This is a genomic window from Vibrio alginolyticus NBRC 15630 = ATCC 17749 (assembly GCF_000354175.2).
Lineage (GTDB): Bacteria > Pseudomonadota > Gammaproteobacteria > Enterobacterales > Vibrionaceae > Vibrio > Vibrio alginolyticus.
In genome coordinates this window covers 91,727-114,018 of record NC_022349.1, presented here as the reverse complement: position 1 = coordinate 114,018, position 22,292 = coordinate 91,727, and the positions used below count along the sequence as shown (strand labels likewise).

General features: G+C 42.8%; 21 protein-coding genes and 1 riboswitch. Of the genes, 11 read left to right on the top strand and 10 right to left on the bottom strand.

Annotated elements, in window-relative coordinates:
- Positions 1–2: 2 nt before the first annotated feature.
- Positions 3–794 (bottom strand): tRNA uridine 5-oxyacetic acid(34) methyltransferase CmoM, encoded by a 792-nt coding sequence (gene cmoM, locus N646_RS00480; RefSeq protein WP_021707640.1) that lies wholly within the window; start codon positions 792–794, stop codon positions 3–5.
- Positions 795–908: 114 nt separating this feature from the next.
- Between cmoM and elyC the strand changes: the two genes are divergently transcribed.
- On the top strand, positions 909–1,694 hold the full coding sequence (gene elyC, locus N646_RS00475; protein ID WP_005387893.1) for an envelope biogenesis factor ElyC: 786 nt from the start codon (positions 909–911) through the stop codon (positions 1,692–1,694).
- Positions 1,695–1,766: 72 nt separating this feature from the next.
- On the opposite strand, the gene torR is transcribed toward elyC, so the two are convergent.
- A complete protein-coding gene (torR, locus tag N646_RS00470; RefSeq protein WP_005378370.1) occupies positions 1,767–2,477 on the bottom strand; it encodes a two-component system response regulator TorR in 711 nt (236 codons plus the stop codon).
- Between the two features lie 266 nt (positions 2,478–2,743).
- Here torR and torD point away from each other — a divergent pair, with 266 nt between their 5' ends.
- The 5 genes from torD (at position 2,744) to N646_RS00445 (ending at position 7,090) form a co-directional block, all read left to right on the top strand.
- Complete coding sequence (gene torD, locus N646_RS00465) at positions 2,744–3,391, top strand: molecular chaperone TorD (RefSeq protein ID WP_017820035.1); 648 nt, start codon at positions 2,744–2,746, stop codon at positions 3,389–3,391.
- A gap of 468 nt (positions 3,392–3,859) precedes the next feature.
- Complete coding sequence (gene purR, locus N646_RS00460; protein WP_005378368.1) at positions 3,860–4,864, top strand: HTH-type transcriptional repressor PurR; 1,005 nt, start codon at positions 3,860–3,862, stop codon at positions 4,862–4,864.
- 287 nt (positions 4,865–5,151) lie between these two features.
- Positions 5,152–5,241, top strand: a riboswitch (cyclic di-GMP riboswitch).
- Positions 5,242–5,357: 116 nt separating this feature from the next.
- Positions 5,358–5,948: a TfoX/Sxy family DNA transformation protein gene (locus N646_RS00455; protein WP_017820034.1), complete on the top strand. Its 591-nt coding sequence runs from the start codon at positions 5,358–5,360 to the stop codon at positions 5,946–5,948.
- 114 nt (positions 5,949–6,062) lie between these two features.
- Positions 6,063–6,749: a TVP38/TMEM64 family protein gene (locus N646_RS00450; RefSeq protein WP_005378366.1), complete on the top strand. Its 687-nt coding sequence runs from the start codon at positions 6,063–6,065 to the stop codon at positions 6,747–6,749.
- Between the two features lie 20 nt (positions 6,750–6,769).
- Positions 6,770–7,090, top strand: coding sequence for a DUF2007 domain-containing protein (locus N646_RS00445; RefSeq protein WP_017820033.1), 321 nt, complete (start codon positions 6,770–6,772; stop codon positions 7,088–7,090).
- Between the two features lie 31 nt (positions 7,091–7,121).
- Here N646_RS00445 and N646_RS00440 read toward each other — a convergent pair whose 3' ends face one another.
- The 4 genes from N646_RS00440 to topA all read right to left on the bottom strand — a co-directional run bounded on the left by N646_RS00440 (position 7,122) and on the right by topA (position 13,938).
- The gene (locus N646_RS00440; protein ID WP_017820032.1) at positions 7,122–7,925 is read right to left on the bottom strand and encodes an alpha/beta fold hydrolase; all 804 of its coding nucleotides are present in this window, start codon (positions 7,923–7,925) and stop codon (positions 7,122–7,124) included.
- Between the two features lie 109 nt (positions 7,926–8,034).
- Positions 8,035–9,492 carry a glycogen synthase GlgA gene (glgA, locus tag N646_RS00435; RefSeq protein ID WP_017820031.1) on the bottom strand — a complete coding sequence of 486 codons (1,458 nt, stop codon included), beginning with the start codon at positions 9,490–9,492 and terminating at the stop codon, positions 8,035–8,037.
- A complete protein-coding gene (gene glgC, locus N646_RS00430; RefSeq protein WP_017820030.1) occupies positions 9,482–10,699 on the bottom strand; it encodes a glucose-1-phosphate adenylyltransferase in 1,218 nt (405 codons plus the stop codon). Before glgC ends, glgA begins: the two co-directional genes overlap by 11 nt.
- Before the next feature lie 608 nt (positions 10,700–11,307).
- Complete coding sequence (topA, locus tag N646_RS00425; RefSeq protein ID WP_017820029.1) at positions 11,308–13,938, bottom strand: type I DNA topoisomerase; 2,631 nt, start codon at positions 13,936–13,938, stop codon at positions 11,308–11,310.
- Between the two features lie 434 nt (positions 13,939–14,372).
- Between topA and N646_RS00420 the strand changes: the two genes are divergently transcribed.
- Positions 14,373–14,621 (top strand): YciN family protein, encoded by a 249-nt coding sequence (locus N646_RS00420; protein ID WP_005387884.1) that lies wholly within the window; start codon positions 14,373–14,375, stop codon positions 14,619–14,621.
- 63 nt (positions 14,622–14,684) lie between these two features.
- On the opposite strand, the gene aroA is transcribed toward N646_RS00420, so the two are convergent.
- Entirely contained in the window at positions 14,685–15,965 is a 1,281-nt protein-coding gene (gene aroA, locus N646_RS00415; RefSeq protein WP_005387883.1) for a 3-phosphoshikimate 1-carboxyvinyltransferase, read from the bottom strand.
- 290 nt (positions 15,966–16,255) lie between these two features.
- Positions 16,256–16,732 (bottom strand): outer membrane lipoprotein, encoded by a 477-nt coding sequence (locus N646_RS00410; protein WP_005378348.1) that lies wholly within the window; start codon positions 16,730–16,732, stop codon positions 16,256–16,258.
- Positions 16,733–16,771: 39 nt separating this feature from the next.
- Between N646_RS00410 and aat the strand changes: the two genes are divergently transcribed.
- The 3 genes from aat to infA all read left to right on the top strand — a co-directional run bounded on the left by aat (position 16,772) and on the right by infA (position 18,477).
- Positions 16,772–17,479, top strand: a complete 708-nt coding sequence (aat, locus tag N646_RS00405) for a leucyl/phenylalanyl-tRNA--protein transferase (protein WP_005378347.1) — start codon at positions 16,772–16,774, stop codon at positions 17,477–17,479.
- Complete coding sequence (locus N646_RS00400; RefSeq protein ID WP_017820028.1) at positions 17,476–18,177, top strand: arginyltransferase; 702 nt, start codon at positions 17,476–17,478, stop codon at positions 18,175–18,177. The genes aat and N646_RS00400 overlap by 4 nt, the downstream gene beginning before the upstream one ends.
- Positions 18,178–18,258: 81 nt before the next feature.
- A complete protein-coding gene (gene infA / locus N646_RS00395; protein WP_001040192.1) occupies positions 18,259–18,477 on the top strand; it encodes a translation initiation factor IF-1 in 219 nt (72 codons plus the stop codon).
- 133 nt (positions 18,478–18,610) lie between these two features.
- Here infA and clpA read toward each other — a convergent pair whose 3' ends face one another.
- Positions 18,611–20,878 (bottom strand): ATP-dependent Clp protease ATP-binding subunit ClpA, encoded by a 2,268-nt coding sequence (gene clpA / locus N646_RS00390; protein ID WP_005387879.1) that lies wholly within the window; start codon positions 20,876–20,878, stop codon positions 18,611–18,613.
- Positions 20,879–20,928: 50 nt separating this feature from the next.
- Complete coding sequence (clpS, locus tag N646_RS00385; RefSeq protein WP_005378419.1) at positions 20,929–21,249, bottom strand: ATP-dependent Clp protease adapter ClpS; 321 nt, start codon at positions 21,247–21,249, stop codon at positions 20,929–20,931.
- Between the two features lie 704 nt (positions 21,250–21,953).
- Between clpS and cspD the strand changes: the two genes are divergently transcribed.
- A complete protein-coding gene (gene cspD / locus N646_RS00380) occupies positions 21,954–22,172 on the top strand; it encodes a cold shock domain-containing protein CspD (protein WP_005378407.1) in 219 nt (72 codons plus the stop codon).
- Positions 22,173–22,292 lie beyond the last annotated feature (120 nt).

Here is a 22,292-nt window from a genome sequence, read left to right as displayed (position 1 = left end):
CGTTATTCCTGTTTATCGTTCTTCTTAGCCCACACGTGTATGTAGCGGCCTAATGAGAGGTATGGCTCTTGTCGACAAAGTTGTTTTTCTAGCGCCAACACATCTTCAAACTCGTAATCGCCCATGTATTGCATATTGCCTATGTAATCACTGAAGGAACGAATACCAGATTTGCCACAAATACTAAAACCAGAATCTTCTATCCATTGATAGACCTCTTCGGGTTTTAGGCCTTTCTGCGGCTGTAGTTTAAATCTTTTCCGGTGAGGCATGCCGTCTAAAATATGAGGAATGTTGCCACAAACCACATTTTTATAGACTAAACCGTGGTGGTTGTAGAACATGACTGATGCGATGCCTCCCGGTTTTACTTGCTCTAGAACTGTTTCAAGTGCGGCCTTAGGATCAACCAGCCACTCCATCACAGCGTGGAACATAACCAGATCGACCTGTCCATCCATATGTTCACCGATGGATTGGACAGGCGAATGAATCAGGCGATACTGCTCAAGCAAACCGTTTTTTTCAATATCCTGCTTAGCCAACTGCAGCATTTCCGAAGATAGATCACATAAAGCGATTCGATGTCCGAGCTTAGCAAGCTTTTGCGACATTTGTGCCAAACCACCACCAGCGTCCAACACTTCTAGGGGTTGCTGGTCAGCATCTAATTCACTTAGAATCTGTAGAAAATCTTCCCACACAATGATTTGGCGGATCTCCCCTTTATCGGAGCCGTAAATATTTTTTGCAAATTTGTGGGCGATATCGTCGAAATTGCGGTCTTCTGTCACTTCTGCTGAGTTATCATAACGGATTGTGCCGCTATTCTGGCACAAGGAAAGCAGGAATAAAGAGGGATACCCTCATTTTTATTATCAATTGATGTTTTTTCGGACTATTTATGTATGTTTGAGCTGAAAAAAGTAGTGTCAGCCATGCTTATGCCCCTTCCGGCATTGCTGCTGATAGGCTTGTTGGGTCTTGCTCTCATTAGTTTTACTACAAAACGTAAAACTGGCTGCTTCGTTGTTCTATTCTCTTTTGTTGGCATTTTTCTTGTTGCCTTCCAACCTGTTTCAACCAAGCTTCTTATGCCGTTAGAGCGAGAGCATAAAGCCTTTTTGCCAGTTTCTGGCACCATCGACTACGTGATGGTTTTAGGGAATGGTCATGTTATCGATGACGAAATTCCACCCACCTCGCAGTTAAGCCGTGCAGCATTAATGCGCTTAACTGAGGGCATTCGTATTTTAAGAATGTATCCAGGCGCGAAATTAATCTTATCCGGCTATGCTGGCGGATCTGAAATTAGCCACGCGCGAATGATGGCGAACGTTGCCCTTGCGTTGGGAGTCGCGAAATCCGATATCATTTTATTAGAAGATGCGAAAGATACGTGGGAAGAGGCGCGTCAAGCGGCTGCATTCGTTCAACAAAAGGAGATTGTGTTAGTCACTTCTGCGAGTCACATGAGCCGTGCATTGTATGAGTTCAACGCAGCAGGCATTAAACCAATCCCAGCCCCGACCAACTTCTTAGCTATTAGCGAGATAAGTCAACCTTGGGATAAATACTCACCTAAAGCGCGTTACTTAGAACAAACAGAGCTTTATTGGCATGAGTACTTGGGCAGTATTTGGCAAAGGTTGCGTGATACTGTCGGCCAAACACCAATGGTTGAAGCAAACTAGTATTATCTTGAAGCCACAAAAAAGGAGAGCCCAAGCTCTCCTTTTTCTTTTTACGATTGAGTTATGTTCCAACTAGTCACCAGCAAACATATAGCCTTCGCCGTGTACCGTTACAAAAATCTGTGGGTTCTTAGGATCGAACTCCATTTTTGCGCGCATACGTCGAATAAGAACATCAATGGTGCGGTCATTCGGCGCATCCACTCGATGGCTGATCATGTTCAAAATACGCTCACGACTTAACACCTGGTTAGGATAAGACGATAATGCCACCAAAAGTTCATACTCTGCTTTAGTTAGTTTTACTGGCTCACCGTTGCGGCTAAGTGCGCGACGTTGAATGTCGAATGTCCACTCCCCAAAGCGCACAATGTGCTCTTCACTGGTTTCATTCGCTTTCGAGCTGCCACTGCGCGCTGCTGAAATACGCCACAGCAAGTTTTTAACGCGAACTAACAGCTCTCTCAGTTCAAAAGGTTTTGTCACATAATCGTCAGCACCCATTTCTAGGCCTACGATTTTATCAATGCTATCCGTGCGTCCTGTTACTAATATGATACCAATATCCGATTGGCTACGTAACTCACGAGTAAGCATCAGGCCGTCTTCACCAGGCAGGTTAATATCCAGCATGATCAGGTCTACATCGCCCGCTTGCAAAACTTCACGCATTTCTGCGCCACTCTCTGCTTCGCTGACTTGGTAGCCCTCATTTTGGAAATATCCCGCAAGCTTACTACGAGTTACAACATCATCTTCTACGACTAATACGTGATAGCTCATTTACACCACTTTTCTGTCTTCTTATTATCCAAGACGTATTCTATTCATAACTAGTAACATTTCTAGTCATAGATACATTAAAACGCAAGATTTAGCGTTTTTATTGATTCAAAACAAGCTTGCCCATTGCTATTAATAAACGGTCATTTTTGACCATAAAACATAACAATTATAGTTACTGCTATTCATTTTAATTGATTACACTTAGGGGATATCCCTAATTGACTTTGTGATGCATGACTTGAAGCATCATTCAGGAGCCCAAAATGCAAGAAGTGAAAGCTTTTAATGAAAAACGCGCTGAAATTTACTGGTGGTTTTCGAGCTTGTTCGCAAAAGAACTAACAGAGAAAGAATTGGAAGCCTATCACAGTGTTGAAATTCGCAGTTTTCTCGCAGGTTTAGGTGAAAATGAGTCGCTGAAACCAGCTGTTGATAGCCTAGTTGATGCATTGAATCGGTTACAAGATCGTGAAGATGCACAACTAGAGCTTGCAGCTGACTTTTGTGAACTGTTTTTGAAGACAGAAAAATACGGCGCTCTTCCTTACGCATCCATGTACATTGGTGAATCAGGTTTACTGAATGACAAGCCAGCTGAGGAAATGGAAAAGTTGATGGCTGAATTTGGCGTTCAAGTAGACGAAAACCTAAAGGAACCTGCGGATCACTTAGCCGTTGAGCTCGACTTTCTCGGGAACATGATTATCCGCTCAAACGAGCTTGAACAAGAAAAACACATGGAAGAAGCCTTCGTTAAACAAAACGACTTTATCCAGCAACAATTGATGTCTTGGTTACCTCAGTTTTCAGACAAATGTAAACAATTCGACGAATTTGGATTTTACTCGAGTGTCGCGAAACTATTAGTTGCATTTTGTAAACTAGACAGCGCCTACCTTCTTGGTGAATAATTGCCGCCTATTTTTAGGGAGCCTGCCTATCGGGCTTCCTGTATGCCTGAAAGTGACCAATTGTAAGTAACTTGGGTATAATATTCGTTTGCCTTAACTTAGCGCAAAGACGCTTGGTTATTTAGCAGTCAAAATGTGACTTCAAATACACAAATCTCTTGCTGAAAACATTGCTAGTCAGTCCACATAGGGCTAAAATGTGAGCGCAAACGATTAAATATGATTTATATGTAAACCGCTGAAATATAGCGGTTTTTGTGTTTTCTTAACAGGTTGATGGCAATTTCTCATCAGATAGAAAAAAGATAAAATTCATCGACCGATGCTGCTACGCACCCTTTTGTCGCACTTGGATCAACCGCTGCCGAGACACTTAGCGCCAATTTTATATTGCTAGGTGTGAAACCATTAGAGCATCAGGTACATCCAATACGACATATTTCAGTAGCTCGATACAGGACACCATTTATGGCCACGATAAAAGACGTTGCTCGCTTAGCCGGCGTTTCCACTACGACAGTTTCGCACGTTATCAATAAAACGCGTTTCGTTGCAGAAGCAACGCAAGAAAAAGTAATGAAAGCCGTTGACGAGCTGAATTACGCGCCAAGTGCCGTTGCACGCAGCCTAAAATGCAACTCAACTCGTACGATTGGCATGTTAGTAACTCAATCAACTAACCTATTTTTCTCAGAAGTGATTGATGGCGTTGAGAGCTACTGTTACCGCCAAGGCTATACTCTGATTTTATGTAACACAGGCGGGATTTACGAAAAACAACGCGATTACATTCGTATGCTGGCTGAAAAGCGCGTTGATGGCATCCTAGTGATGTGTTCTGACTTAACCGAAGAACTAAAAGAGATGCTTGACCGTCATGCGGACATTCCTAAAGTGGTCATGGATTGGGGCCCAGAGAGCTCACAAGCAGACAAGATCATGGATAACTCAGAAGAAGGTGGCTACATTGCAACCAAACATCTGATTGACAATGGTCATACGGATATCGCTTGTCTAAGCGGTCATTTTGAAAAGCTTGCTTGCCAAGAGCGCATTGCAGGTTTCCGTCGCGCAATGAGTGAAGCGAACCTAGCTGTAAATGAAGACTGGATCCTTGAAGGTAACTTTGAATGTGATACGGCCGTATTAGTTGCAGATAAAATTACCGCAATGGACAAGCGCCCGACGGCGGTATTCTGTTTTAACGACACAATGGCTCTAGGCCTAATGAGCCGCTTGCAACAAAACGGGATCAAAATTCCTGAAGATATTTCAGTGATCGGCTACGACAACATCGAGCTTGCGGAATACTTCTCTCCACCGCTAACGACTATCCACCAACCTAAACGTCGTGTTGGTAAAAATGCATTCGAAATTCTACTTGAGCGTATCAAAGATAAAGAACACGAAAAACGAATTTTCGAAATGCAACCTGAGCTTGTAATTCGAAATACTGTGAAAAAAATGAACTAAATTTCACTGTATTTAACCGTGTTAAATAAGCGCTCTACAGGGGCGCTTATTTTTTTGGGAAAATTAAGCATTCTCTAATACTTCACACAGCTCTAATAACAATTGACTAACGTTAACTCCCTGTTTTATATAAATGTAATATATATTAAGAACTCCTTTTCAAAGGCCAATTTGCACCTTTCCATATGCAAAATAGAGCATTCAATCTATCATTTTTATTGAACCGAAATCACACTTTTAACGCTAAACCGTGATGTTAATTCAATATAAGAAGTATGCTCATTGTGTCACGCACAGGGCAAACCATTCGAAAGAGTGGGACGCAAAGCCTCCGGCCTGAACCATATTACGATATGGAAGGTAGCGGGGTTACCGATGGCAAGTGTGTAAGCAATGACTTTACTCTGTAATGACATTGTTTTTACGCATGTTTGCTACTCTCTCGGACCTGACTTTTGGTGGCGTAATATTAATTACACCGAGATAACAAAACATGGATAAACCGATACTCAAAGACTCTATGAAGCTATTTGAGGCACTTGGTAATATCAAGTCGCGCTCAATGTTTGGTGGCTTCGGACTATTCGCTGATGAAACAATGTTTGCACTAGTGGTAAAGAATCAGCTTCATATCAGAGCAGACCAAAAAACTTCATCTGACTTCGAGAAACAAGGGCTAAAGCCTTACGTTTATAAAAAACGTGGCTTTCCAGTCGTTACAAAGTACTACGCTATTTCCAGCGATTTATGGGAATCAAGCGAACGCTTAATCGAAGTAGCGAATCAATCATTGAAAAAGGCAAAGCTTGAGAAAGAACAGCAAGCAAGTACAAAGCCTAACCGTTTGAAAGATTTGCCTAACTTACGACTGGCTACCGAGCGCATGCTAAAAAAAGCCGGCATCGAATCCGTAGAGAAGCTTGAAGAGGAAGGTGCGCTTAACGCCTATAAAGCGATAAGAGATACGCACTCTGCAACCGTCAACATTGAGTTGCTATGGGCACTAGAAGGTGCTATCAACGGCACTCATTGGAGTGTGGTACCTCAAGCTCGCCGAGATGAGTTGATGAACGGCCTCCAATAAAAGTCGGCCTAAAAACTATCTTGTAAAACCGCAGTCTAATCTGCGGTTTTTTTGTGAAATTTTTTCGGTTTTCCTACTGTCTTATTACATATATCCCAAATTGGAATCAAAATTATGAATAAGAAACTGATATTAGGTCTCATCCTACTAGCGGCTATCGTCTTTTTAGGTATTAACTTTGGCCAGTATTTAACCTTAGAGAATGCAAAAGCCCAACAAGAAGCACTAACTACATACATCGATCAGAATTTTGTATTCTCGGCTGCGATTTACTTTTTTACCTACATTGCAATTACCGCTTTTTCTATCCCAGGAGCGGCAGTAGTCACCTTACTTGGTGCAGCCTTATTTGGTTTTTGGACAAGCTTGCTACTGGTTTCTTTCGCTAGCACTATGGGGGCAACACTGGCCTTCTTGAGCAGCCGATACTTATTGCGTGACTGGGTACAAAACAAATTCGGAAATAAACTCAACGCAATTAATCAAGGTGTCGAAAAAGACGGAGCTTTTTATCTATTTTCCTTGCGTCTAATCCCTGTATTCCCTTTCTTTCTAATCAACTTACTGATGGGCTTAACACCGATGTCTGTAGGTCGATTTTATCTCACTAGCCAAATAGGTATGCTGCCAGGCACAGCCGTATATCTGAATGCAGGTACTCAATTAGCAACAATTGAAAGCCTATCGGGCATTGTTTCACCCGCAGTATTAGCGTCTTTTGCGCTATTGGGACTATTTCCAATCATCACTAAATGGGTTATGAATAAAGTAAGGCCGACACCAAGTCAGCAAAACTCGTAATTGGTGAAGTGGGTATTTTGATGAAAATATTTATCGCTAAAAACCCAGCAGAAGCACACATTGTATGTGAGCTGCTTAAAGTGGAACAAATTTACTGTGAAGTTCGCGGAGAAGGTATTTTCGGCTTAAAAGGAGAACTGCCGTTTGGTGATGATACCGATCCTTATGTGTGGCTTTTTGACACGGCACAAAAGATGAAAGCTGAAGAAATAGTAAAAGCATATCGAAAACAATCCGATAGGCATGAGTATCAAGATTGGCAATGCCCAAAATGTCATGAAATAAACGAAGGGCAATTTGGTGCATGTTGGCAATGTGGATATCAACTAGGAGAGCTATAGCGGCTCTCCTATTCAGTGGATGCACTCAGTTTTAAGCACATACAGCTTGCTGTTTAATAAACTCGATGGAGTGTTGATTGAAGTCTTCTGGACGCTCTACATTGCATACATGACCACAATTCGGGATTTCTCGTAGAATGCTGAGCTTATGTGCTGCAACCATTTCTTTGACAGGTTTAATAAACATGTAATCCCTGTCGCCCATTAAGTAAAGAGTCGGAATGGGTAACTCTCGATCTTTAAAATATTTCATTAACGGATTTACATCAGCGGCAAGAATAAACCAACGTTTAAATTCTTTTTGGCAAAGCTTCTTGGCTTCGCGAATAAAAAGGTGGCGAGATTCTCGTTGGCTTCTTTGAGGCATAACAATATAAGCGAACAGTTTGTAGAGCCACATGTACGGTAGGATATGCTTACAAAAATTACCTAATTTCACCAATATCTGAGAACGAGTGTTAAGCCTTGTGACAGCACCGCCGAGCACCATCGAACGTACGCGCTCTGATGACAATTCAGCAAGGTTTCGAACAATAATAGTACCAAGCGACATACCGACAAAATGAGCGGATTGGATCTTTAAATGGTCCAATACTTTCAAAATATCTTGGGTAACTTCCGTAAAGGTATAACGGCTAGCAATGAGCTCTTTAAGTAACTGATTTGACTTTCCATGACCTCTTAAATCGATCAGCAATAAGTTAAAGTGTTGCTTGTAAGCTTTAATTTGCTTGAACCAGATAGAAGAGCTACCACCAGCACCGTGCACAAATACAACCCACTCATTACTAGTAGGGTGCAAATAGGTTTTATGAAAAAGTAGCGGCTGGGTCATATTGAGTATCAAAAAGATCGTGCTATTGAGTAAAAAGCCATCCTACCACACTCCCCTTACTCAAGATAATAAAGGCACCTCATTCGGTGCCTTTCGTTACAATTTTAAGTCAAACTAACGCTGAGTGGTAAAGCTGCAAATAAGATTCTGCGGCCTTTTGCCAACAAAAGTCTTGTTGCATCGCGTGCAACTGTACTTTATTCACTTCAGGCTCGTTTTGAGCGTAGAGCAACAGTGCCCTTAGCATCGTTAACAACAATGCCTGCGGTGTCGGTTCGAAAAAAACAAACCCCGTTGCTTCAGATGGGTTTACATCATAATCGCTAACGCTGTCCTTTAAGCCACCAACACCGCGTACTATCGGTAATGTCCCATAAGCCATACTATAGATTTGGTTTAAGCCACATGGTTCAAACTCAGAAGGCATCAAGAAGAAATCCGAACCAGCTTCAACGATATGCGCAAGTTCATTGTCATACGCTTCTACAAAGGCAAATTTGCTAGAAAACTGCGCGGCAACCTCTCGTAACTGAGCGGCAAGAACAGGGTCTCCGGTCCCAACGACAACTAGCTGAACATCGTGCTTCAAAAAATCGGCCAAAGCAGGCAACAAGTAATGAACGCCTTTCTGCTGGGTCAACCGACAAACCATACCGAACATAGCTACATTTTTTTCGGGCAAATTTAGTCGTTGTTGTAATGCTTTTTTACAAGCTTTCTTCCCTTGCGACATACTTTGCTGGTCGGCGCAGTAATTAACCGGCAAGTAGGTATCAGTTTCCGGATTCCAAGCGCTGTAATCACAACCATTCAAGATGCCGACTAAGTCCTGCGCACGTTGCTGAAACTCCCAAGCCATGCCGTGACTGCCAAGCTCTGTTTTTAGTTCCTCTGCGTACGTAGGGCTAACCGCGTTTATCTTATCTGCATTCATTACACCAGCTTTAAGCATCGTAATATGCGTTGCACTCACCGCAGCATCGGGAACGTTTCTACAATGAAACTCTGGCAAACACTGCACGTCTTCATAACTAAATACGCCTTTAAAGACCGCATTGTGAATTGAAATGACGCTTTTAGTATGAGCAAAAAACGGATCATTGCCATACCTGTGCTTGAGCAAAAATGGAACAAGACCTGTGTGCCAATCGTTCGCGTGTATGATATTAGGTTGAAAGGCGAGCTTGGGTAACATATCGAGACATGCTGCACTAAAAAACGCAAAGCGCTCGCCGTTATCAGTATACGCTTGGTTGTTCTCCGCATACATTGATGGTCGATTGAAATACGGCGGACAATCAATCAGGTAAACAGGATTTTGACCTAACATGAGCCGCAAAACTCGATACTCCGTATGCGGCCATGATGTTAATTCTGTTTCTAATACAACTTCTGCGTCTGCGAGTTTATCAATACTACTGTACGCAGGGATGGTAATTCTTACGTCTTGCTGTAGGTTTTGAAGGGCTTCCGGTAGTGCCTTGGCAACATCTGCCAAGCCACCACTTTTAATGAGGCCTTCAACCTCAGAAGCTACAAACAGAATAGATAAGTTGTTAGTAGCCAACTCGAGCTCCTTTCGGAATAACAACAATGCCCTCCTCAGACACGTGGAAGTGTTTTTTATCTTCTTGAAGATTCACACCAATCTGAGCACCAGGAGCAATATCGGCATCCTTGTCGACAATCACACGACGTAAAACACAGCCTTCGCCAATTTTTACGTCACCAAGAAGTATACATTCGCTGATATCGCAAGCAGAAGCAATATTACTGCGAAAACCAAGCACCGACTTTTCGATTCTTGAGCCTCTAACATAGCTGCCATTACACACTAAACTATCGATTATCTGCACACGACCATTATCAGAGTCGGTAAATGTCGCAGGTGGCAATGGTGGGTAGTAGGTGTGCAATGGCCATTTACGGTTGTACAGCGAAAATGGAGCATCTTTTTCTAGCAGATCCATATGCGCTTGCCAGTACGCATCAATAGTTCCGACATCACGCCAGTACACCTCTTCTTTTTCGCCACTGATTTTGTTGGTACTGAAGTCATACACGAACACATCACCTCTAGGGAACATCTTTGGAATGATGTCCTTTCCAAAATCATGTGATGAAGCTTCATTATCCGCATCTTCGACCAACTCTGAGAACAGTACCTGAGCTTCAAAAACATAGTTACCCATTGAAACTAAAGCGTAATCAGGGTCACCAGGAATCGACTTCGGATTTGCTGGTTTTTCTTCAAAGCCAATCATACGGCCTTCGCTATCCACTTCGATAACCCCAAATTGCGACGCCTCTTTTAGTGGCATGCGCAATGCAGATACCGTCAGAGAAGCCTGCTTTTCTGAGTGGAAGTTCAGCATTTGTTTGATATCCATCTTATAGATATGGTCAGAGCCAAAAATACAAACTTGCTCTGGTTCCTCTAACTCCATAAAACGCAGGTTTTGATAGATCGCGTCCGCCGTCCCTTCGTACCAACGTTTACCAGTACGCATTTGAGCGGGAATAGGATCGATAAAGCGGTCTGTAATGCCGTTGATGTTCCACCCCTTTTTTAAGTGATGGAATAAAGATTGAGATTTAAATTGGGTTAGGACGTAAATGCGCATCAGATCCGCATTAACAAAATTGTTTAGAGCAAAATCGATCAATCGATAACTACCACCAAACGGTACCGAAGGTTTACTGCGAGATTCCGTTAAAGGTCTCAAACGAGAGCCTTCACCGCCAGCAAGAATCATTCCCAAAACACCAGCCATTTGTTGTTCTCCATATCGTTATAGCTTGGATTTGGTACTCGCTTGAATGAGTCATACTCGGGGAGTCAAGCGAATACATTTAGCAACCGTCTCTGAGTTTCTGTGAACTCTTACAACACGGATAAAAAAGCTACGGCACTTCCAGTATGCAACGTCCACTCTTTCCTTATTTTTTGACGCAAACAATGCACACAGTTGCACTAATTTTTGTAATAAATTATCTAAGCGGGTTCTAAATTACAATTTTTAATACGCCATTCTGTGTACCATACAGCTCTTGCGTACTCAAGACGATATCTAGATCACACATGGAAAAGCAAACGATTACATTGTGAAAACAATTTACGAACGGATTCACTACACCGCCGATTTTTTAGCCCAATGTATAACAAATATGTGAATGCAAAATGAAAGTTACAACGAATATTTTTTACATAAAAAATACATCAGCGACTACGAAATATTGATACTGGGATCTTCTCGCGTCAGCAAAACTCAGTCAAAGCAGCAAAGATCTATACGAACAACACAGTGGCCTTTACGCAAAAACAAAACGCAAAAAAGGCAGCGATATCGCTGCCTTTTTACATTACTTAGATCGTACGTTTTTATGCTTTCGCTTTTTTACGCTTATCAGTGACTTCCCACTTACCGTCAACAAAGAGCGCTGTCCAACCAGATGGTTTGCCATTCTCTTCCGAACGAACGTAGTTCTCTTTTGTTTTGCGACTAAAGCGTACAACTGTAGGACGACCATCAGGATCTTCTTGCGGTGCGGTCGCTAGGTATTTGAACTTCTCAGGTAAACGCTCTTCAAAACGTGCCAGTTCAGCAACCAAAGGAGCACGTGTCTCGCGCGATTTCGGGAAGTTGCTTGCCGCCATAAATAGACCTGAAGCACCATCACGAAGTACGAAATACGCATCTGAGTTTTCACATGGCAACTCGGGGAAATGAACAGGATCTTCTTTCGGGGGCGCGACTTCGCCATTCTTCAAGATCTTACGAGTGTTCTTGCACGTTTCGCTCGTACAATCCATGTATTTACCAAAGCGACCGTTCTTAAGCACCATATCAGAGCCACATTTGTCACATTCAACAACTGGACCATCGTAGCCTTTTACTTTGAACTCGCCGTATTCAACAAGGTAGCCTTCACAGTTCGGGTTATTACCACAAACATGCATCTTACGCTTGTCATCAATCAGGTAAGCGTCCATCGCTGTTTCACAGATCGGACAACGCTTTTTAGCACGAAGAGCTGCGGTTTCAACGTCTTCTTCTAGAACGTTAATAATACCTTCTTCGTCACCCAAGTTGATGGTTGTCTTACAACGCTCTTTTGGTGGTAACGCGTAACCTGAACAGCCTAAGAACACACCTGTCGAAGCAGTACGGATGCCCATTGGACGGCTACACGTCGGACACTCGATATCCGTCATGACGATGTGGTTTAACTTCATACCGCCTTCTGACTCATCCAGCTCCGCTTTTTCAAGATCGCCAGTAAAATCAGCAAAGAAGTTGTCTAACACAGCTTTCCAGTTCACTTCACCTTCAGCGATTTGGTCCAATTTCTGTTCCATACGCGCAGTAAAGTCGTAGTTCATCAAATCGTTAAAGCTGTCATCAAGGCGGTCAGTAACAATTTCACCCATTTTTTCAGCGTAGAAACGGCGCTGATCAACTTTCACGTAGCCACGATCTTGAATCGTAGAAATGATCGATGCGTAAGTCGACGGACGACCAATACCTCGTTTCTCCAGCTCTTTAACCAGTGCTGCTTCAGTGTAGCGCGCAGGTGGCTTTGTAAAGTGCTGTTTAGGGTCAAGTGACTCTAAGCTTAGCTTATCGCCAAGTTGTACCGCAGGAAGGATTGTATCCTCGTTTTTGCCCATTGGACGCTGTACACGAGTCCAGCCGTCAAATTTAAGGATACGACCTTTCGCTTTAAGCGTGTATTCTGCCGCTTTTACGCTGATGGTTGTTGAATCGTATTCTGCTGGCGTCATTTGACACGCTACAAACTGATTCCAAATCAAAGCGTAAAGTTTGTGCGCATCAGCATCGACACCTTGCAGGTCTTCCGCCTTAACACCCACATTTGAAGGACGGATCGCTTCGTGCGCTTCCTGTGCCCCTTCTTTGCTACCGTACGTCAATGGTTTCGCTGGTAGGTACTTATCACCAAACTCAGAACCAATAAAGTCACGTACAGCGTCCACAGCCTCGGCACTTAGGTTAGTCGAGTCAGTACGCATATAAGTGATGTAACCGGCCTCATAGAGGCGCTGAGCTAGCATCATGGTCTTTTTCACGCCGTAGCCCAGGCGTGTACTCGCTGCCTGTTGAAGCGTAGAGGTGATGTAAGGTGCTGAAGGCTTGCTCTTTGTAGGGCGGTCTTCACGCTTACATACTTCGTAACTTGCATTCTCAAGTACAGACATCGCTGCTTTGGTTTCTGCCTCATTAACTGGCTTAAACGCAGAACCGTCTTTCTGAGCAACAAGCAGTTTAAAGTCCGCTTTGTCTTTCGTTTTCGTATTCGCATGAATGTCCCAGAATTCTTCTGGTACAAACGCGTTAATCTCACGCTCACGCTCAACTAACAATTTCACCGCAACAGACTGCACTCGACCAGCAGATAAGCCACGAGCCACTTTTTTCCAAAGTAGAGGTGAAACCATAAAACCAACGACACGGTCCATGAAGCGACGTGCTTGTTGGGCATTTACACCATCCATGTTCAGCTCGCCAGGTGTCTGGAAAGCTTGTTGGATCGCGTTTTTCGTAATTTCGTTAAAAACTACACGTTTGTATCGCTCTTCATCGCCACCGATGATCTCACGAAGGTGCCATGCGATTGCTTCCCCTTCGCGGTCCAAATCGGTTGCGAGATAAACGCAATCTGCGTCTTTGGCGAGTTTTTGTAGTTCGTTGACAACTTTTTCTTTGCCTGGAAGGATTTGGTAATTCGCTTCCCAGTCATGATATGGGTTAATCCCCATCTTTTTGATCAACGCTTTGCGGTCTTTCTCTTTTTTAACGCGCGCTTTCTCTTCCGGACTCATCCCTTTAGTTGAGATGGCTGCGGCTTTTTTCTCACCAGTGCTTTGACCGGCCGTAGGCAGATCACGCACATGACCAACACTAGACTTAACAATAAAGTCTTTACCAAGGTACTTATTTATCGTCTTTGCCTTGGCTGGTGACTCCACTATAACGAGTGATTTACCCATAACTGACTCTAACGTCCTTCATAATAATGCGGGTAGAAGCCTTGTTTAAAGGCCACCCGCATAATGTTCTATTTCATTGCTTCTTTTTTTACTATTGTGCGAGATGAAAAGAAGATCAACTGCTTTTTTGAAATTCAGATCCGATTGGTTGACAATTCATCGTCTTTATACTTCAAAAAGACAGGGTTCTGAAAGGTATTGAGCGGCATATCTAAACAGGCAAACTTAGCATCCGCTAATCCAATGCAATAAATTTTGTTACCCATCACAAAATAGTTTGGTTCAATGCTCTGCCATCTTCCTCCGCATCATGCTTATACTCTAAAAATTGATCTGTTTAGTCTTACTGAACGATTGACTGAATTAATCATGCAAACCCATTTTAGTTGTAGGTATACTCAGCGTTCTTAACTGAATAGGATGGTAGAAAGAATATGTCTGATAGAACGTTTATCGAAGAGTTCGACCTTCTTTTGATCGCTAACCAAATCATCCAAGAGCACGATGATTACATCGAGGGAATGCGAGCAACAAGTGTAGAAGAAAAAGAAGGTGTTTTAGTTTTTAAAGGTGAATACTTCCTTGATGACAAAGGTTTACCAACTTCAAATACGACTGCAGTATTCAATATGTTCAAATACTTAGCGCATCACCTTTCTAAGGAATTTACGCTGGTTAAATAGTATTGGGAAACAAAAAAGCCAGAGTGTTATTCACTCTGGCTTTCCTGTTTCAGGTCAGAATATTTAGCAGCTCAAAGCCTTAAGTTTGTCGAAGTAGTCAGGGAACGTTTTCGACGTACACTTTGGATCGTTAATCGTCACAGGCGTATCACTAAGTGCCACCAGCGAAAAACACATCGCCATACGATGATCATCGTAAGTATCAATCGCTGCATGCTTTAACTGAGAGACAGGTTTGACGATGATGTAGTCTTCCCCTTCTTCCACTTCCGCACCAACTTTACGTAACTCAGTCGCCATAGCTGACAAACGGTCTGTTTCTTTTACACGCCAGTTATAAACGTTACGAATAGCGGTAGTGCCTTCGGCAAATAACGCTGTTGTCGCGATGGTCATTGCAGCATCAGGGATATGGTTGTAATCCATATCAATGCCTTTTAATTGACCAACACGTGAAATTACGTAGTCATCACCCCATTCAATTTCTGCACCCATTTTTTCAAGCGCATCAGCAAATTGAATATCACCTTGAATGCTGTTTTTACCGATACCCGTGACTTTAACTTCTCCACCTTTGATGGCTGCCGCCGCCAAGAAGTAAGAAGCAGAAGACGCGTCACCTTCAACCAAGAAATCACCTGGAGCGATGTATTGCTGACCGGCTGGGATCACAAACTCTTGATAGTCGTTGTTGATCACATCGACTCCAAACTGCTTCATGATATGCAGGGTGATATCGATATAAGGCTTAGAAACCAAATCGCCTTCGATGTTGATGCGAATTTCACCTTCAGCCAATGGCGCAGACATTAAGAAAGCGGTCAAGAACTGACTTGAAATGGACCCATCGATAGAAACTGTACCTGCTTTTAGGCCAGTACCAATTATTTTGAGAGGCGGAAAGTTCTCGTTTTCCATGTACTCAACGTTCGCACCAGCATCTTTCAGTGCCGTGACAAGGTGACCAATTGGACGCTCTTTCATACGAGGTTCGCCCGTCAGTACATACTCCCCTTCTCCAAGACAAAGAGCCGCAGCTAATGGTCGCATCGCAGTGCCAGCATTGCCGAGAAATAACTCTACCGGCTCTGAGACAGAAAACGGACGCCCAAGGCCTTCAACGAGACATTCTGTTTTATCTTCGGAAAGTTGGTATTGAACGCCTAGTTTAGTCAGCGCATTCAGCATATGACGGATATCATCACTGTCGAGGAGATTAGTAAGGCGAGTTCTGCCTTTAGCAAGAGCAGCAAGTAAAAGAGCTCGATTAGAAACGCTTTTAGAGCCAGGAAGGTTCACTTCCCCTTGAATTTTATTGATAGGTTGTAACGTTAGGCTTTCCATTAAAAGTTGATAATCCTTTGTGCCCTCAACATACGATTTTTTATGAGGGCTAAACAATTCTTCGTGAATTCAGACTACCCAAAAAAACACGACAAAACCAGAGTAAATCGGTGCTAATTTATGAATATCCTCAAGCAGCCTAAAGATACAGAATTAAAGGCATTGCCAGCGATGTAAATCAGAGCGAAAGAAGCACGGCGAAACAGCAAACTATTTCGACTTTATTTGACGATAAGCCAGCCCGACTGTACATGCCTGATTAGGCTTCGTTAGGCTAAAACAACCTAGGGTTAATAAGTGATATCAACCCTGACTCCATCATCAAAATATAAAATACGAACTTCATCCCCTCGACTAAATAACATATTTTTATCAACATCTTGGATGACATTAATTAGCTTATCACCCTTCACTTTGATGAGTAGCTCAACTAACTTATATTCAACCGTGTATTGGTAATTACTTTGGTTTTGAGCAACTGCGGCACCTGCAAGCGCACCCACTGCCGTCGCGACTTCTCTTCCCGTACCGCCACCAAATTGATTACCGACTAAACCACCGATAGTGGCACCAAGTAGTGTCTTCCAACCGTTACTTTTCGATTGAACAACCTCTTGTTGAGTAATATAACGGACAGAGTCAATCTTCCCGTAAACTACTTCATTAACTGGCTTGGCAACATTTCTTTCATAGGCTGCGTTGGCGACAAGTGGTAAAAACAGTATGATCCCAAGCCATACTTTTACGATATTTCTTAACCAGGTCATCATAAACTCCTCTGACTCCAATGTTGGTAACGACTTCTTATGGCTATTTATTTAACTGAACTCGATGAAACGTTCAACTTTCCCTCACCCTATAAAGCACTCAGCGACCCCAATGGCTTGCTGGCTTTTGGTGGTGACTTAAACCCCATGAGAATCCTCAATGGTTATTATCAAGGCATTTTCCCTTGGTATGGTCCTGGTGAACCTATTTTATGGTGGAGCCCTTCTCCGCGCGCTGTGTTTGACCCATTGCAGTTTAAGCCATCTAAAAGTCTCAAAAAATTTCAGCGTAAACATAACTATAAAGTAACACTCAATTTCGCGACAGAAGAAGTGATTAGACTATGTTCTTCAACACGCCCTGCAGAGGAAACATGGCTCAACGAGGAAATGCAAACTTCCTACATTGAGTTAGCCAAACTTGGTCACTGTCACTCTGTAGAAGTATGGCATGACAACAACCTGATTGGCGGACTATATGGCATCTGCGTGGGCCAACTTTTTTGCGGGGAGTCGATGTTTAGCCTAAAAGATAACGCATCCAAAATTGCATTGTGGTACTTATGCAACCATTTGGCGTCAAAGCAAGGTCAATTAATCGATTGCCAAGTTATGAATTCTCACTTGGCATCACTTGGCGCATTTGAACTTGAGCGTGACGAATTTATGCAAAAACTACTATCTTTAAGAGAAAAGCAAACACTATTTGATGCCTATCAGCCCCAAGTTTTGCAGGATTCAGTATGAGTACGGATATACAACATATTCGAATAGGGTTGACGAATAATCACCCTTGTAGTTATTTGCCTGAACGGCAAGAGCGGGTTGCGGTGGCGCTTGATGAAAGGCTGCATACTGAAGAAAATTACCAGTTGCTCATGGCTAACGGTTTTCGTCGTAGCGGAGATACCATATATAAACCGCATTGCGAGCATTGCACCGCTTGCCAGCCAATTCGAGTCTCGATTCCAGACGTTAGATTATCAAAAAGTCAGAAGAGGCTGCTTAATAAAGCACAGTCTTTACGCTGGGAAATGAAACCTGAAATGGATGAGGAATGGTTTGAGCTTTACAGTCGGTACATCGGCAAACGGCATAAAAACGGCACTATGTACCCACCAAAGCGTGATGAGTTTGCTCGATTTGCTCAAACTAGCTGGCTGACAACGTCGTTTTTACACATTTACGATGAATCAGATCGATTGCTCGCCATTGCGGTGACAGATTTGATGCCACAATGCTCGAGTGCTTTTTATACTTTCTTTGACCCTGACTACGAGTTATCTCTTGGCACGTTAGCAGTGCTTTATCAAATTAAATACTGCCAAGAAAACAAACAACAGTGGCTATATTTGGGATATCAGATTGATGAGTGCCCAGCAATGAGCTACAAAACACGCTTTCAACGCCACCAAAGGCTAGTAAATCAGCGTTGGCGAGGGTAGAATACGCCTCAACTTTACATAATTACTATTTAGCGGCAGAATATAGCCCGCTAATATTGCCTAATTTCTAAAGAGGATTAAATGGCTAAAGAAGACGTAATCGAGATGCAAGGCACTGTCCTTGACACTCTACCAAACACTATGTTCCGTGTTGAACTTGAAAACGGTCACGTTGTGACTGCTCACATCTCTGGCAAGATGCGTAAGAACTACATCCGTATCCTAACGGGTGACAAAGTAACTGTAGAGATGACTCCATACGACCTGTCAAAAGGCCGCATCGTCTTCCGCGCTCGTTAATCTCTGATTTTCGGATGCAATAAAAAACGGAGCAAGCTGCTCCGTTTTTTATTGCACAATTTTTTCCGATTTAGTTCAGATAAAAAAGCGCACGATCTTCTCGTGCGCTTTTGCGTTTGTTACCGACTAACGATTAATGCATCGCTGTCTCTTTCTCACTTAAGTATTCAAACTCAAGCGTATCGTTGACCAGCGTTACTTTCACTGTACCGCCGTCAACTAAAGATCCAAACAACAGTTCGTTAGCCAAAGGCTTCTTAAGCTGTTCTTGGATAACACGCCCCATTGGGCGAGCCCCCATAGCTTTGTCATAACCTTTATGTGCTAACCAATGGCGAGCGTCTTGCGATACTTCCATTGAAACGCCTCTCGCATCAAGTTGCACTTGCAGTTCAACAATGAACTTATCAACCACTTGATGGATAACGCTTTCATCAAGGCTGTTAAACCAGATGATGTTATCAAGACGGTTACGGAACTCAGGAGTAAACACCTTCTTAATTTCCGCCATTGCATCGTGACTGTTGTCTTGTTGAATCAAACCAATTGATTTCTTCTCGGTTTCCGCCACACCTGCGTTAGTTGTCATAACAAGAATGACATTACGGAAGTCTGCTTTGCGACCATTGTTGTCCGTTAGCGTACCGTTATCCATGACTTGCAACAACAGGTTAAAGATATCAGGGTGCGCTTTTTCAATCTCATCAAGTAATACGACTGAGTGTGGGTGCTTAATAACAGCATCGGTTAGCAAACCACCTTGGTCATAACCGACATAACCAGGAGGCGCACCAATTAAGCGACTTACGGAGTGACGCTCACCATACTCAGACATATCAAAACGAAGTAGCTCGATACCTAGAAGCTTAGATAACTGCACCGTCACCTCTGTTTTACCAACCCCTGTTGGGCCTGCAAACAAGAATGAACCAACAGGTTTGTTGTCTACACCTAAACCTGCACGTGTCAGCTTGATCGCCTCGGACAATGCATCAATCGCATTATCTTGACCGAATACCAACATCTTCATTTTGCTATCTAAGTTTTTCAAAATGTCTTTATCTGAAGAAGAAACCGACTTCTCTGGAATTCGCGCCATTTTGGCAACCATTGATTCGATATCAGCCACTCCGACCGTTTTTTTACGACGGCTTGCAGGAGCAAGACGACTACGCGCACCAGCTTCATCAATGACATCAATGGCCTTATCTGGTAGATGGCGTTCATTAATGTATTTAGCCGACAGTTCTACCGCGGCACGCAGTGCTTTATTGGTATAACGTACTTCATGGTGAGCTTCGTACTTCGGCTTCAAACCCATCAAGATTTTAGTTGTATCATCCAATGAAGGCTCTACAACGTCTATCTTTTGGAAACGGCGAGACAACGCACGCTCTTTCTCGAAAATGTTGCTGTATTCTTGGTATGTCGTCGAACCAATACAACGCAACTTACCGCTACTTAAAAGAGGCTTAATAAGATTTGCTGCATCGACTTGACCACCAGATGCCGCGCCTGCACCGATGATGGTATGTATTTCATCGATGAACAAAATGGCATCTTCTTCTTTTTCAAGTTGTTTCAAAATCGCCTTGAAGCGCTTTTCAAAATCACCGCGATATTTGGTACCAGCGAGCAAAGAGCCAATATCTAGTGAATAAATCACGCTGTTTTGAATGACCTCAGGGACCTGCCCTTCGACAATTCGCCATGCAAGACCTTCCGCAATGGCTGTTTTACCAACTCCTGCCTCACCCACTAGTAGTGGATTATTCTTGCGGCGTCGACAAAGTACCTGAATAGTGCGCTCTAACTCTTTATCACGTCCAATGAGTGGGTCGATGTTTCCATCTTTAGCGACTTGATTAAGATTCGTCGCAAAGCTTTCTAGGCGTTCTTCAGAATTAGGCTCTTCAACACTTTCTGAGCTAAACGAGTCTGATGATGAATCCTCACCTGCACCTGATGCTTTAGTAATACCGTGGGAGATGAAATTAACAATATCTAATCGGGAGATGTCATTTTTCTTCAGTAAGTAAGCGGCATGCGACTCTTGTTCACTGAAGATAGCAACAAGCACGTTGGCGCCTGTTACTTCATTACGACCAGACGACTGTACATGAAAGACGGCGCGTTGTAGTACACGTTGAAAACTCAAAGTCGGCTGCGTTTCACGCGTCTCATCACTATCTGGGATAAGAGGCGTAGTTTGATCGATGAAAATATCGAGTTCGTTGCGTAAAGCGTCAAGATCCGCCTTACAAGCTAGAAGGGCTTCCTTAGCTGCATCATTTTCCAACAATGCAAGTAGGAGGTGTTCGACAGTCATAAACTCGTGGCGTTTATCTCGCGCCCGAGCAAATGCACCGTTAAGGCTTGACTCTAGTTCTTTATTTAGCATAAGTACCTCCCGAAAAAACAACTGGGGTTGTTCGAGCAAGTCTTCTTTGTTTACGCTTGCTCCATAGTGCAAAGTAGCGGATGTTCATTTTCCCTTGCGTACATCGTAACTTGCGCTACTTTTGTTTCGGCAATTTCTGCGCTGTATGTGCCGCAAATTGCCTTTCCTTCATAGTGGACCTGAAGCATGATTTGAGTTGCTTTATCAATATCATGTGAGAAAAATCGCTCAAGCACCTCTATGACGAAATCCATAGGTGTATAGTCATCATTATTGAGTACGACATTGTACAGCTTAGGTGGCTGGACTTTCGTACTTTCTCGCTCCAGAAGATCAGAGTCCGGAGTGACCCATTCAAAATTTTTACTCATGGCAATCTAAAGATATCGTATCAAAGGGTTGATGTTTTCGACCTATAAAAACAATCTACCACAAGCGTGCAGCGCGGTGTAGTGAGTTATGGCACCGAATTCGATCTTTGATCGATAAAAGTTGCTACCTAATATAGAGACTAATGCACGTCTTGATACGGCGCAAATAAAAGATGCTTGTCGATAAGTTACACATTTTTTCTTATAAAAGAACTTTCTATTTATTGCTTTTGGACTATTGCAAACCACCCCATCATCTTCTATCTGGATCACACTTCCTCATTGAGAATACGGTAATTATCACGAAAACTTCATTTTTTATTCAGTCAGAGGATTCTTCTCCCATAAGCAACACGGACAGTATGGCTTTTTCAGTATGAGCCACTTCATAGGCAAATTGACTAAACTTCTGCGTATATACGAAAAACTGTTTGCAAATTTGTTAATCTCAAAAGTGATTTGTTTTCAATTATGTTTCTGTTTGTTGCTCACTGCTATTGACTGTCGAAATTCATTGACTACAGTGGAAAGTGTCGATGCATAAATCATCATTTTGAAACTTCTCTTCTTTAAGTGGTTTGATGAATGTGACTTATCATTGATTTGACGTTTGTTGGCATTCGCTGACAATGGTAGTACCAAGTTAAAGGTATAACTTGGTTGCAGTAACAACATCAGTAAAAAATGCATGAGGGATGTAAAGCATGGCTACAGGTACAGTAAAGTGGTTTAACAATGCCAAAGGATTTGGGTTTATTTGTTCAGATGAAGAAGAGGGAGATATCTTTGCCCACTACTCAACTATCCAGATGGACGGTTATCGTACACTGAAAGCAGGCCAACAAGTCTCTTACGAGATTGAAAAAGGTCCCAAAGGCTGTCACGCGAGTAGCGTCGTGCCTCTTGAAGGCCAAGCCAAATAATTAGAGCGCTATCGAAATATAAAAATATTGCTCTCGAAACACCACGTTGATGTTTTGAAGAGAAAAATAAACCCGCCAAGATAGCGGGTTTCTTACTATTTAGAGCACGTGTTACAAAAG